12 protein-coding genes are annotated in these 11,978 nt (G+C 68.1%); 1 reads left to right on the top strand and 11 read right to left on the bottom strand.

From position 1 onward, the window contains the following. Positions 1–221: 221 nt before the first annotated feature. The 4 genes from ACE3QW_RS06860 to ACE3QW_RS06845 all read right to left on the bottom strand — a co-directional run bounded on the left by ACE3QW_RS06860 (position 222) and on the right by ACE3QW_RS06845 (position 3,558). The gene (locus ACE3QW_RS06860; RefSeq protein ID WP_374250932.1) at positions 222–1,091 is read right to left on the bottom strand and encodes a type 1 glutamine amidotransferase; all 870 of its coding nucleotides are present in this window, start codon (positions 1,089–1,091) and stop codon (positions 222–224) included. 82 nt (positions 1,092–1,173) lie between these two features. Continuing rightward, on the bottom strand, positions 1,174–2,070 hold the full coding sequence (locus tag ACE3QW_RS06855; RefSeq protein WP_374250931.1) for a DMT family transporter: 897 nt from the start codon (positions 2,068–2,070) through the stop codon (positions 1,174–1,176). Between the two features lie 8 nt (positions 2,071–2,078). Further along, positions 2,079–2,831, bottom strand: a complete 753-nt coding sequence (locus tag ACE3QW_RS06850; RefSeq protein ID WP_029556392.1) for an SDR family NAD(P)-dependent oxidoreductase — start codon at positions 2,829–2,831, stop codon at positions 2,079–2,081. Between the two features lie 235 nt (positions 2,832–3,066). Then, the gene (locus ACE3QW_RS06845; RefSeq protein WP_024281356.1) at positions 3,067–3,558 is read right to left on the bottom strand and encodes a MarR family winged helix-turn-helix transcriptional regulator; all 492 of its coding nucleotides are present in this window, start codon (positions 3,556–3,558) and stop codon (positions 3,067–3,069) included. Positions 3,559–3,747: 189 nt separating this feature from the next. Here ACE3QW_RS06845 and ACE3QW_RS06840 point away from each other — a divergent pair, with 189 nt between their 5' ends. Next, complete coding sequence (locus ACE3QW_RS06840; RefSeq protein WP_374250930.1) at positions 3,748–5,115, top strand: flavin monoamine oxidase family protein; 1,368 nt, start codon at positions 3,748–3,750, stop codon at positions 5,113–5,115. Positions 5,116–5,370: 255 nt separating this feature from the next. Here the strand turns inward: ACE3QW_RS06840 and phoB are convergent, their stop codons facing one another. The 7 genes from phoB to ACE3QW_RS06805 all read right to left on the bottom strand — a co-directional run. Then, positions 5,371–6,072 (bottom strand): phosphate regulon transcriptional regulator PhoB, encoded by a 702-nt coding sequence (phoB, locus tag ACE3QW_RS06835; RefSeq protein ID WP_024281354.1) that lies wholly within the window; start codon positions 6,070–6,072, stop codon positions 5,371–5,373. Positions 6,073–6,126: 54 nt separating this feature from the next. Beyond that, positions 6,127–6,861 carry a phosphate signaling complex protein PhoU gene (phoU, locus tag ACE3QW_RS06830; protein WP_029556394.1) on the bottom strand — a complete coding sequence of 245 codons (735 nt, stop codon included), beginning with the start codon at positions 6,859–6,861 and terminating at the stop codon, positions 6,127–6,129. A gap of 20 nt (positions 6,862–6,881) precedes the next feature. Continuing rightward, positions 6,882–7,706: a phosphate ABC transporter ATP-binding protein PstB gene (gene pstB / locus ACE3QW_RS06825; RefSeq protein ID WP_024281352.1), complete on the bottom strand. Its 825-nt coding sequence runs from the start codon at positions 7,704–7,706 to the stop codon at positions 6,882–6,884. A gap of 60 nt (positions 7,707–7,766) precedes the next feature. Beyond that, positions 7,767–8,600 carry a phosphate ABC transporter permease PstA gene (gene pstA / locus ACE3QW_RS06820; protein WP_051460693.1) on the bottom strand — a complete coding sequence of 278 codons (834 nt, stop codon included), beginning with the start codon at positions 8,598–8,600 and terminating at the stop codon, positions 7,767–7,769. 17 nt (positions 8,601–8,617) lie between these two features. Beyond that, positions 8,618–9,595 (bottom strand): phosphate ABC transporter permease subunit PstC, encoded by a 978-nt coding sequence (gene pstC, locus ACE3QW_RS06815; RefSeq protein ID WP_024281351.1) that lies wholly within the window; start codon positions 9,593–9,595, stop codon positions 8,618–8,620. 101 nt (positions 9,596–9,696) lie between these two features. Then, positions 9,697–10,737 carry a phosphate ABC transporter substrate-binding protein PstS gene (pstS, locus tag ACE3QW_RS06810; RefSeq protein WP_024281350.1) on the bottom strand — a complete coding sequence of 347 codons (1,041 nt, stop codon included), beginning with the start codon at positions 10,735–10,737 and terminating at the stop codon, positions 9,697–9,699. A gap of 134 nt (positions 10,738–10,871) precedes the next feature. Then, the coding region (locus tag ACE3QW_RS06805) for an ATP-binding protein (RefSeq protein ID WP_374250929.1) at positions 10,872–11,978 on the bottom strand (1,107 nt) is incomplete at its 5' end.

The following is an 11,978-nucleotide window of genomic DNA, read 5'->3' as shown; positions in this document are numbered from 1 at the left end:
GCGCCTTATCCGGAGAGTCCGGCGACCGCGCTGCGCAGCCTGGAGGCTCCGCGCGGACGCCTCTTGCCACCCACCACCACCAAGGCTCAAATCAACCTAGGACTCTCGTTATGGCTGGATGAGAAAAGGGGGTCACGTCAATTGCGATTTGACGTCGGGGCGTGTCGGGATGATCGATGGCGCGATGAGCCGCTGGCGCCGGAGCGGGGACGCCCCGCGCCTCAGCCCCGGCTGCGGCGCGCACGGCCGGGCAGCACCTGGTGGGTGATCCAGTTGGCAATTTCGAGGGTGCGGATATCCTTGCGGATCACGGCGCCATCGATCCCGTAGCGCCAGGCGAGCGCGGCATTGACCGGCTCGCGCTCGAAATGCTCAAGGTCGGCAATGAACGTGGCCTCTTCCTCTTCGTCCGGGAAGAAGCCCTCCGCAACGAGGGAGGGCTGGAGCCGGCGGAAGATGGCGGCCATTTCGCGGAAGGGGTATTCGGGGTGGTACTGGACCCCCCAGCACACCGTGCGCCCGACGGGGATCTCAGCCGCCTGCACCACCGAATGGTCGTTGCTCGCGAGGAGCCGTGCGCCCTCGGGCAGCGTCTCCACCTCGTCGAGATGCACGGTCATCGCCTCGAACACGGCGGGCTTGCCGTCGAACATGGGGTGCTCGGCGCCCTCGGCTGTCGTGCGAATGCGCCGGCCGAAACCCACCTCGCGCCCGCGCGGATTGCGCCGTACGGACCCGCCCGCAGCAACCGTGAGCAATTGCAGTCCCCAGCAACTGCCGAAGACCGGCACGTCCGTGGTGAAGGCGGTGCGCATAAGGTCGATCTGCTGGGCGATCTCCGGCCCGCCCGTGTAGATGTTGAGCGAGGAGCCGGTGATGGCGATGCCGTCATAGCCCTCGAGGCCGCCGGCATCGGGCAAGTTCGCACCCGCATCGGCGGGATAGCAGATGTCCACCGTCACCGTGCCGGGGAACAGCTCGCGCAGGAGCTGGGCATAGCCCTCGCTCGCCACCTGTCCACCGAAAGCCACCTGCCGGGCGCGGGCCTCTGCGGTGTTTCCTTCGACGACGAGAAGACGGGCGGCGCTCATGATGATCCTGCGGACTGAGGAAGAACAATGCCCAGCATAGGCTGCAATCTGGCGAAACCGAGAAGGCTTTCGCCCTTTGTGCTCAATGCGGGCGCATCTGCGCGTCGCGCACGAGGAGATAGGCGCCGGAGGCGATGACGATGGCGGCCCCCGCCAGCGTCCACAGGCTCGGCACCTGGCCGAACACCAGCCAGCCCAGCGCGATCATGCTCAGGATCTGCGTGTAGATGTAGGGCGCGAGTGTCGCGGCGGGCGCGCGGGCATGGGCGAGGATGAGCACGAAATGCCCCGCGCCCGCCACCGCGCCGAGGCCAATCATGGCGCCGATTACCAAAGGATCGCGGGGCGTTTCCCACACGAAGGGCAGGGGAATGCTGGCGACCACCGAGCCGACCAGCGCGGTGTAGAACAGTGTCGTCTTGCTGGCATCCGTGCGCGCCAGCATGCGGGTGGTGATGGAATAGAGCGCATAGGTCGCGGCGGCCACCAGCGAGAGGATCGCGGCGGGATGGATGCCGCCGGCCCCCGGCCGCACCACCAGCAGGATGCCGGCAAATCCCACGATGATGGCGAGCCAGCGCTCCAGCCCCACCCGCTCCCCCAGCAGCGTCCCAGCGAACAGGGCGACGAAGAACGGGATGGAGAACATGATGGAGACGGTCTGGTCCAGTTGCAGGAACTGGAGGGCCGTGAAGTTTAGCGCCGTGGTGGCGAAGAGCAGCGCCGAGCGGACGATCTGCAGTCCCGGCCGCTGGGTGCGCATCAGCCCCGGCACGGTCCAGGGATTGAACACCACCAGCGACAAGGCGAAGTGGATGACGTAGCGCGCCCACACCACGATCAGCACGTTGATGTGGGCGCTCAGCCATTTGGCCGTGGTGTCGGTCAGCGCGAAGCTCATCACCGCGAGGCACATGAGCGCGATGCCGACCAGCGGCGCCGGGGCCGGCGTGACGTCTCTGTCTCCCGGCGCGCGCATGGCGGTCCTCAGTAGGTGGCGCGGCCGCCGGAAAGATCGAACACCGCGCCCGTGGTGAAGGAGCAGTCCGCCGAGGCCGCAAAGGCGATGGTCGCCGCCACCTCGTCCACCTGCACGAATCGCCCGCGCGGAATCTTCGAGAGCATATAGTCGATGTGCTGCTGGCTCATCTGGTCGAAGATGGCGGTGCGCGCGGCGGCGGGCGTCACGCAGTTCACGGCGATGTCGTACTCGGCCAGTTCCTTGCCCAGCGACTTGGTGAGCGCGATCACCCCCGCCTTCGAGGCCGAGTAGGCGGAGGCGTTGGGGTTGCCCTCCTTGCCGGCAATGGAGGCCACATTGACGATGCGCCCGTATTTCTGCGCGATCATGTGCGGGGCCACCGCCCGGCAGCAGAAGAAGGGGCCGTCGAGATTGATGGCCATCACCTTCTTCCATTCCTCTTCCGGGTAGTCCCACGTCTTGTGGTTCGCACCCGCGACACCGGCATTGTTCACGAGGATGTCGATGCGGCCGAATTCGGCATGCACCTCGGCCACGGCCCGTTCCACGTCGGCAAGGCGGCTCACGTCCACGGTCACGGGCATCACGCGGGCGCGGCCCAGGTCGTCCGCGGTCTTCACCACGAGGTCGGTGTCGCGATCGAAGATGGCGACGCGGGCGCCGGAGGCGATGAAGCGCTCGACCACGGCGCGGCCGATGCCCTGCGCACCGCCGGTGACGATGGCGAAGCGGTCGTTGAGATCGATGGCGTTGGACATGTTTCCCCCGGTGCGTCGCCGATCCGGCCGGCGATCCTGATTCTGCCGTTGGCGCGGCGGCTGTGCCGGTGTGTTTTTAATCGATTGAAAATCGATCGGACAAGGCATAGCGCGGGATCGGCCGGGAGAAAAGCCCGGCGCGGCGCATAGTGCCGCACCGCTCCATGCGCCGGATGCAAGGCGGAAAGTCGAGAGCAGGCCTGGGTGACGGTGATGGAGGGGGCGTCTGCGGCTCTCAGGCGTCCTCGTCCTCGTCGCCGGGTTCGGCTTCGTCGTCGAGGCCGCCGTCGGCACCGAGGCGCAAGGCGAGGTTCTTCTCCACCTTGCGCAGGAGCTTGCGCAGCCGCTTCTTCTCCTTGCTGTCGAGGCCGACCACCATCTCGGCCTCCAGCTGGTCCCACACATGATCGATGGAGGCGCCGCGCTCACGCCCCGCATCGGTGAGGAAGACCCGCACGAGCCGGCCGTCGCCATCGGTGGCGCGGCGCTCGACGAGCCCCTGGGTGGTGAGGCGGGCGATGGTCTTGGACGCGGTGGGCGGGCGCACCCGCAGCGCGGATGCAAGGTCGCCCATGGTGCGGCCGTCCGCCTCGCACAAAAGCTTCAGCACGGATTCCTGTCCCGGGAAGAGCCCGAGGCCGGCGAGGAGACGGGCCGACAGCGCCTTCTGCAGGCGCGCCGTGTGGGTGAGCCTGTAGCCGATGGTCTTCTGAACCGGATCCTTCATGGGTCTCCCCCGACATGTCCCGAGCGCGAGCGAAGCCGCGCCGGCCACGCGCCCCTTTATCCACATGCCGGCTTACAATTTTGCGAAGGTTGGGAGCGATCCGGCGGGAAAGTGCGTGGTGTCGCGCATTTACCTGCGGGGCGGTCCGCCCTCTCGCTCCGTTGCACGCTCCATGGTAGCGTTCCGGCCGTGACCGAACCCGATCGCCCCCCTCTTTCCCGCCGCGCGCTGCTCGCCCGTGGTGTTGCCCTGGCGGCCACGCCGCTCGTGGGCATGAGCCTTGCCACCTCGCGGGCGCTCGGCCAGCAGACTGACGCGGACGTCGTCATCATCGGTGCGGGCGCGGCCGGCATCGCCGCCGCGCGGCGCATCGCCGAGGCCGGGCGCAGCTATGTGCTGCTGGAGGCCGGCAAGCAGGTGGGCGGCCGCACGGTGACGGACACCACCCAGTTTGGCGTGCCGTTCGACCTCGGCGCGGCGCGGCTCAACATGCCGGCGGCGCGCCCCATGGCCGCCTTCGGCCGGGCCGAAGGTCTCGACATCTATCGCGCGCCCGATGGCGGCCGGCTCTATGTGGGCGGGCGCGAGGCGGGTGATACCGACTATGAGGATTTCATCGCCACGGTCCGCCGTGGCGAGAGGGCCATCGTCGCCGCCGGCGATGCCAACCGCGACATGGCCGCCTCCCGCGCCTTGCCGGATCTCGGACCCTGGGGGCCAAGCGCCCGCTTCGTCCTCGGCCCGTTCAACTGCGCCAAGGAACTGGATCAGGTCTCCACCGTGGATGTCTCGCGCTTCGACGAGCGCGAGAGCGAGGACATCTGCCGGCAGGGCGTGGGCACGCTGGTGGCGCAGCTCGCCCGTCCGCTGACCGTGCGGCTCGAGGTGGTGGCGCGCTCCATCGATCTCAGCCCGCGCCTCGTCTCGGTGCAGACCAACAAGGGCAGCGTGACCGGGCGCACGGTGATCGTCGCCGTGCCGCCGAGCCTGATTGCGGCGGGCAAGCTGCGCATCGGCCCGTCCTTGCCGCAGCGCTACCGCACGGCGGTGGAGAAGATCACGCTGGGCGCCTTCGACCACATCGGCTTCCGCCTGCCGCGCAATCCCGGCAATCTCGGTGCCGACGAACTGGTCTATTTCCGCGCCGACGGCCCGCGCGCCTATGCGCTGCGCGCCCGCATCGGCGGCACAGACCTCTACAGCCTTGAAGTGGGGGGCGACGTGGCCGCCGGCCTCGCGGACAGTCCGCCCGAGGCGGCGGCGTCCTTCGTCAAGGCGGCGCTGACGCATGAGTTCGGCGCCGATACCGCCGCGCGCGTCGGCAAGGTGTTCGCCACCCGCTGGAGCAAGGAGCCGTGGGCGCTGGGCGCCTTCTCCTGTGCCCTGCCGGGCTTCGGCAACATGCGCCGCGCCTTCACCGAGACGGTGGGCGGCCGGCTGGTCTTCGCCGGCGAGCACACCCACGAGACGCTCTGGGGCACGGTCGGCGGCGCCTGGCTCTCCGGCGAGCGCGCGGCCAAGCAGGCGCTGGGGCTTTTGGGGGTCCGGACGGGGTGAGGGCTGCGTCTCATCGGAGATCTGCCCCGTTTCATACATCCGGCCGTCATTGCCCGCCTTGTGCGGGCAATCCACCCATCGGCCAGAGCGATGCTGATACTTCCGGGCAGCCCGACGCGTGGCGGGGTGGATCCCCCCGGACGAGCCGGGGGATGATGGCTTGGGGGAGGTTGCGCCTCCCCCAAAATAGCCCGCGCGGCGTTTGAGCGAAGACGACGTAAAGACAGCCCGCGTGGCGCCTCAGCGAAGCAACGCTCAGTGCGCCCGGGCGAACATCTCGTTGAAGGAATAGCCGGCGCCGCGCACGGTGCGGATGGGGTCGGACTGGCGGCCGCGGTTGATGGCCTTGCGCAGGCGGCCCACATGCACGTCCACCGTGCGCTCGTCGATATAGACGTCCTGCCCCCACACGCCGTCGAGCAGCTGCTCGCGGGAGAAGACGCGGCCGGGGCTCTGCATCAGGAATTCCAGCAGGCGGAACTCGGTGGGGCCGAGGTGGATCTCGCGGCCGGCGCGATGGACCCGGTGGGTCTCGCGGTCCAATTCGATGTCGCCGGCCCGCAGCAGGGTGGCGACGTGCTCGGGCTTGGCCCGGCGCAGCAGGGCGCGCACGCGGGCGAGCAGCTCGGGCACCGAGAAGGGCTTCACCACATAGTCGTCCGCGCCGGTGGCGAGGCCGCGCACCCGCTCGGTCTCCTCGCCACGGGCGGTGAGCATGATGACGGGCAGGCGCTCGGTCTCCGGCCGGGTGCGCAGGCGCCGGCACAGTTCGATGCCGGAGAGGCCGGGCAGCATCCAGTCGAGGATGATGAGATCCGGCACGCTCTCGCGCAGCCGGGTCTCGGCCTCGTCGCCGCGTCCCACGCTCTCGACCCCGTAACCCTCCGACTCCAGATTGTAGCGGAGCAGGAGGGTCAACGGCTCTTCGTCCTCGACGATCAGAATACGCGCCGGCACTTTGGTCTATCCGTCACTATCGGGGCTCTCCGCCCCGTCTTCAGGTCTGGTGGATCAGCTCTGAACGGTGGTGGTGCGGCCCGGGAAGGGCAGGGTAGTGTCGCTGGAGGCGTCCGCCTTGGGGCGGCTCTCCGGCAGGTTCTGGCCCGTCACCATGTAGTAGACGATTTCCGCGATGTTGGTCGCATGGTCGCCGATGCGCTCGATGTTCTTGGCGCAGAACAGCAGGTGCGTGCACACGGAGATGTTGCGCGGGTCTTCCATCATGTAGGTGAGGAGTTCGCGGAACAGGGACGTGTACATGGTGTCGATGGCGCCGTCGCGACCCCACACTTCCAGCGCCTTCGCCTCGTTGCGGGCGGCGTAGGCGTCGAGCACTTCCTTGAGCTGCTCGAGCACGAGGTCGGAGATGTGCTCCACCCCGCGCACCAGCTTCGCCGGGTGATACTCGCCCTCGATGGCGATGACGCGCTTGCCCACGTTCTTGGCGAGGTCGCCGATGCGCTCGAGGTCGTTGGCGATGCGGATGGACGCGACGATCTCTCTGAGGTCGATGGCCACCGGCTGGCGCTTGGCGATGACCAGGATGGCCCGGTCCTCGATCTCGCGCTGCACCTGATCCACGGTCGCGTCGAGCAGCACCACCTTCTGGGCGAGGGCGCTGTCGCGGCGGATGAGCGAGGTGACGCTGTCGGCGACCAGGCGCTCGGCCTGTCCGCCCATCTCGACGACCTTGCGGCCGATTTCCTTCAACTCCTGATCGAAGGAGGCGACGATATGATCCGGCATCTCAGTGATCCTTCAATCCGTCAGCCGAAGCGGCCGGTGATGTAGTCGCGCGTCTTGATCTCCTTCGGATTGGTGAAGATCACGTCGGAAGGCGCCATCTCGATCAGCTCGCCCAGATAGAAGAAGGCGGTCATGTCGGCGCAGCGCGCGGCCTGCTGCATGTTGTGGGTGACGATGACGATGGTGAACTCCTGCTTCAGCTCGTCGATCAGGTCCTCGATCTTCGAGGTGGAGATCGGGTCGAGGGCCGAGGTGGGCTCGTCGAGCAGGATCACTTCCGGCTTCACCGCGATGGTGCGGGCGATGCACAGGCGCTGCTGCTGGCCGCCGGACATGCCGAGCGCCGAGGTATGCAGGCGGTCCTTGGTCTCGTCCCAGATGGCGGCCTTGCGCAGGCACCATTCCACGCGCTCGTCCATCTGTGCCTTGGAGAGCTTCTCGTGCAGCTTCACGCCGAACGCGATGTTGTCATAGATCGACATGGGGAACGGCGTGGGCTTCTGGAACACCATGCCGATGCGGGTGCGCACGATGGTGGGGTCCAGCTCCTTGCCGACGATGTTCACGCCGTCGAACAGCACCGAGCCCTCGGCGCGCTGGCCGGGGTAGAGGTCGAACATGCGGTTGAACACGCGCAGCAGCGTGGACTTGCCGCAGCCCGACGGGCCGATCATGGCGGTCACGCGCTTCTCGGGAACCTCGAAGTTGATGTTCCGCAGCGCATGGTTGCTGCCGTAGTAGAACTGCAGGTTCTCCACCTTGATCTTGGCGGGGGCCGGCGGCGCGTCCGGCTTGGCACCCACGGCGGAGGCGAGATTGAAGGTGGGATCGACGGCTGAAGTCATTTTGTCCTCGCTTGGGCCTTGGCCTTGCTTCGGAGGAAATGGAAAGGGCGGCGGCGGGAGCTAGTGGCTCCGCGCCAGGAAGAGGCGGGACGCCACGTTGAGCACCAGCACGCCCACGGTAATGAGCAGTGCGCCGGCCCAGGCGAGCGAGACCCAGTCGTCGAACGGGCTGCCGGCGAACTGGTAGATGGCGATGGGCAGGCTCGCCATGGGCTTCGACAGGTCGGTCGACATGGCGTTGTTGCCGAGCGAGGTGAACAGCAGCGGCGCGGTCTCGCCGGCGGCGCGGGCGATGGCCAGAAGCACGCCGGTGACGATGCCGGCGCGGGCCGCGCGCCAGGTGATGAACATCACCACCTTCCACTGCGGCGCGCCGAGCGCGAAGGCGGCTTCGCGCAGGCCGACGGGCACGAGGTTCAGCATGTCCTCGGTGGTGCGCACGATGACCGGGATCACCAGGATCGCCAGGGCGATGGAGCCCGCCCAGCCGGAGAAGCCGCCGAGCGGCACCACCAGCAGGGTGTAGATGAACAGGCCCACCAGGATGGACGGCGCCGACAGCAGGATGTCGTTCACGAAGCGGGCGGCGGCGCCGACCTTGGTGCCCTTGCCGTTCTCGGCGAGGAAGGTGCCGCAGAAGATGCCGATGGGGCCGCCGATGGCCATGGCGATGCCGATCTGGATCAGCGAGCCGACGATGGCATTCAGCAGGCCGCCGCCCTGGCCCGGCGGCTTGGTGACCTGGGTGAAGACGTTCAATCCCAGCGCGGGCAGGCCGCGGGAGAGCAGGGTCCAGAGGATCCAGCCGAGAAGGAACAGGGCGAAGACGGCGAAGCCGGTGGAGATGGCCTTGACGGCCCGGTCGGTGGCGCGGCGCGCGGCGAGGGAAGCCATGGTTCTGAAGCTCCCGGTCAGTCGAGCCGCGAGCGCACGAGCGCCCGGGACAGTGCAAGGACGATGAAGGAGATCACGAACAGGATGAAGCCGAGCTGCAGCAGCGAGGTGAGCTTCAGCGACCCGATCGGGGCCTCGGGGAATTCGTTGGCGATGGTGGAGGCGATGGTCGCGCCCGGCGCGAACAGGGAGGCGGACAGGCGCGTCGCGTTGCCGATGACGAAGGTCACGGCCATGGTCTCGCCCAGCGCGCGGCCGAGGCCGAGCATGATGGCGCCCACCATGGCGGTCTTGCCGTAGGGCACCGAGACGTTCTTGTAGACCTCGTAGGTGGTGGCGCCGATGCCGTAGGCCGATTCCTTCAGCATGGGCGGCACGCTTTCCAGCGTCTCCACGAACATGGCGGTGATGAAGGGCAGGATCATCACCGCGAGGATGAGGCCGGCGGTGAGCATGCCCGAGCCGAGCGGCGGGCCGGCGAACAGGGCGCCGATGACCGGAAGGTCGCCGAACAGGTCGATCAGCGGGGGCTGCACGTAGGCGGCGATCAGCGGGACGACGACGAAGAAGCCCCACATGCCGTAGATGATGGAGGGCACTGCGGCCAGAAGCTGCACCGCGACGCCGACGGGCCGCTTCAGCGGCTGGGGCGCGATCTCGGTGAGGAAGAAGGCGATGCCGAAGGAGAGCGGCAGCGCCACGATCACCGCGATGATGGCGGAGAACAGCGTGCCGTAGATCATCACCAGGGCGCCGAAATTCTCGGTGACCGGGTTCCAGGCGGACGACCAGATGAAGTCGAGCCCGAAGTGCTGGAGCGCCGGCAGGCCGCCCTTGAACAGCTCGGCGATGATGAGGCCGAGAAGGATGAGGACGAAGATGCCGCTCGCCCACAGGAGGGTGACGAAGATCGGATCGGCGATCCGTCCCGTGCCCTTGGCCTTGCTGATGGGCTCTGCCGAGCCAGACCGCATGCCGTCCACCGTCGCGTCCATTTTATCCCCTGCCCCGGCTTGTCGATGCGTGTGCGCTACCGGACCTGTCGCCTGATGGAAAAGCGCCGCCCTCCTGGGAGAGCGGCGCGATCTTCTTCAGATCAGAGGACGGGCTTGCCGTCCGGACCCTTCACTTCGGCCTTGAAGGCGGCCTTCACCTGCTCGACCACCGCCGCGGGCAGCGGGATGTAGTGCAGGCCCTCGGCGATGTCCGCGCCTTCCTTGGTGTAGGCCCACTCGAAGAACTTCATCACTTCGCGCGAAGCCTCGACGTTGGTCGGGTTCTTCGGCAGCAGGATGTAGGTGGGGGAGACGATCGGCCAGGCCTCGGGGGCCGGGGCGTCGATCATGGAAGCGGCGAAGTCCTTGGCGCCCTTCCAGTCGGCGGAGGCGGCGGCGGCCTGGAAGCCGGCGACCTCGGGGGTGACGAACTTGCCGGCCTTGTTCTGCAGCTGGGTCACGACCAGCTTGTTGGCGGCGGCGTAGATGAACTCGACGTAGCCGATGCCGCCCTTGGTGTTCTTGACGGTGCCGGTGACGCCCTCGTTACCCTTGGCGCCAGCGCCGGTGGGCCACTGGACCGAGGTCGCCGAGCCGACCTTGGACTTCCAGTCCGGGCTCACGGCCGACAGGTAGGAGGTGAAGATCGCGGTCGTGCCCGAGCTATCCGAACGATAGACCGGGACGATGGCGTTCGAGGGCAGGGTCACGCCGGGGTTCAGGTCGGCGATGGCCTTGTCGTTCCACTTGGTGATCTTGCCGAGATAGATGTCGGCGAGCACCGGGCCGGTGAGCTTGAGCTGGTTGGTGGTGACGCCGTCGAGGTTGACGGTGGCGACCACCGAGCCGATCACGGTCGGGAACTGCAGCAGGTTGTTGGCCGCGAGCTTCTCGCCCGGGACCGTCGCGTCGGACGCGCCGAAGTCCACGGTGCGATTGATGATCTGGTTCTGGCCGCCGCCGGAGCCGATCGACTGATAGTTCAGCGTCGCGCCGGTCTTCTCTTTGAACTTGGCGCCCCAGGACTGGTAGACGGGGGCGGGGAAGGACGCGCCAGCGCCGGTGAAATCGACAGCCTGGGCGCTGCCGGCAAACAGCGAGCCAGCTACGGCGATCACGCCGAGAGCGGTGGTGAGCTTCACGATATCTCTCCTTGCCAAATCGGTTGCCGCTCCGGCAGGAGCCGGGGCAACTGGGCTCAGGACTCTTAGCCCCGGCGCGCCAAGGTTCTATGACGCGTCCGTGACATGGACATGACAGCTTACGCCCTTGCCTTTTATAGGTTTTTTTCCGGGTTCGGCAAAGCTTCCATCCGCACGGAGAAGATTGCTCCGTTGCCGAGCTCGCTTTCCACGCCCAGCCGGCCGCGGTGGCGGGCCACGATGTGCTTGACGATGGCGAGCCCCAATCCCGTACCGCCCTGGTCACGGCTGGCCGCCACGTCCACCCGGTAGAAGCGCTCGGTGAGGCGGGGCAGGTGCTCCGGCGAGATGCCGGGGCCGAAGTCGCGCACGCTCACCACGGCGGTGCCGTTCTCGCGGGCGAGGCGCACTTCCACCTTCTTGCCGGCGGCGCCGTATTTCAGGGCATTCTCCACCAGATTCTCGAACAGGCGGATCAGTTCGTCGCGATCACCGAGGATTTCCAGGTCGGCCGTCTCGCGGACCTGCTCCAGCTCCACCCCGCGGTCGCGGGCGAGGGGGGAGAGGGTATCGCAGACGTGGGCGATGATGGCGCCAAGGTCCACCTTGGTCTGCGGCTGCACGTGGGCGTTCAGTTCGATGCGCGAGAGCGAGAGCAGGTCGTCGATGAGGCGCGACATGCGCCGCGCCTGCGCCGCCATGATGGCGAGGAAGCGCTCGCGCGCCGGCGTGTCGTTGCGCGCCGGGCCCTGCAGCGTCTCGATGAAGCCCGACAGGGAGGCCAGCGGGGTGCGCAGCTCGTGGCTGGCATTGGCCACGAAGTCCGCCCGCATCTGCTCCACGCGGCGCTGCTGGGTGAGGTCGCGGAAGGTGAGCAGCACGGCGTCGGGTGCGCGCTCGGGGGAGACGTGCAGCCGGAGCGGCACCACATGCGCCTCCAGCCAGCGGTCGAGGGGAATGCGTTCGGCGAACTCCACCCGCCGGGGCACGCCGTCCGCCGCCGCGGCGCGCACCGCGTCCAGCACCTCCGGCACGCGCACCACGAAGGACAGGGGATCGCCCACCCGCGTCGGGCCGAGGGCCAGGGCGACGCGCTGGTTGGCGGTGATGATGTTGCCGGCGGCCGAAAGCAGCAGCGCCGGTTCGGGCAGCGCCGCCACCACCGCGCAGGCCTGCGAGTCCCGCGCCGGGGGCGGCGCGGTCGGCAAAGGCGTCACCACGGGCACCGGCGCCGGCGGGGC

The sequence above is a fragment of the Xanthobacter sp. genome (genome assembly GCF_041911315.1).
In the GTDB taxonomy this organism is placed as follows: Bacteria; Pseudomonadota; Alphaproteobacteria; order Rhizobiales; family Xanthobacteraceae; genus Xanthobacter; species Xanthobacter aminoxidans.
The sequence above is the reverse complement of the archived record's forward strand: the minus strand, read 5'-3'. Positions and strand labels throughout refer to the sequence as shown.

Excerpts from the sequence above, each read along its gene's own strand:
- ACE3QW_RS06860 (WP_374250932.1), bottom strand. The coding sequence starts at position 1,091 with ATGAGCGCCGCCCGTCTTCTCGTCGTCGAAGGAAACACCGCAGAGGCC.
- ACE3QW_RS06855 (WP_374250931.1), bottom strand. The coding sequence starts at position 2,070 with ATGCGCGCGCCGGGAGACAGAGACGTCACGCCGGCCCCGGCGCCGCTG.
- ACE3QW_RS06850 (WP_029556392.1), bottom strand. The coding sequence starts at position 2,831 with ATGTCCAACGCCATCGATCTCAACGACCGCTTCGCCATCGTCACCGGC.
- ACE3QW_RS06845 (WP_024281356.1), bottom strand. The coding sequence starts at position 3,558 with ATGAAGGATCCGGTTCAGAAGACCATCGGCTACAGGCTCACCCACACG.
- phoU (WP_029556394.1), bottom strand. The coding sequence starts at position 6,861 with ATGCCGGATCATATCGTCGCCTCCTTCGATCAGGAGTTGAAGGAAATC.
- pstB (WP_024281352.1), bottom strand. The coding sequence starts at position 7,706 with ATGACTTCAGCCGTCGATCCCACCTTCAATCTCGCCTCCGCCGTGGGT.
- pstA (WP_051460693.1), bottom strand. The coding sequence starts at position 8,600 with ATGGCTTCCCTCGCCGCGCGCCGCGCCACCGACCGGGCCGTCAAGGCC.
- pstC (WP_024281351.1), bottom strand. The coding sequence starts at position 9,595 with ATGGACGCGACGGTGGACGGCATGCGGTCTGGCTCGGCAGAGCCCATC.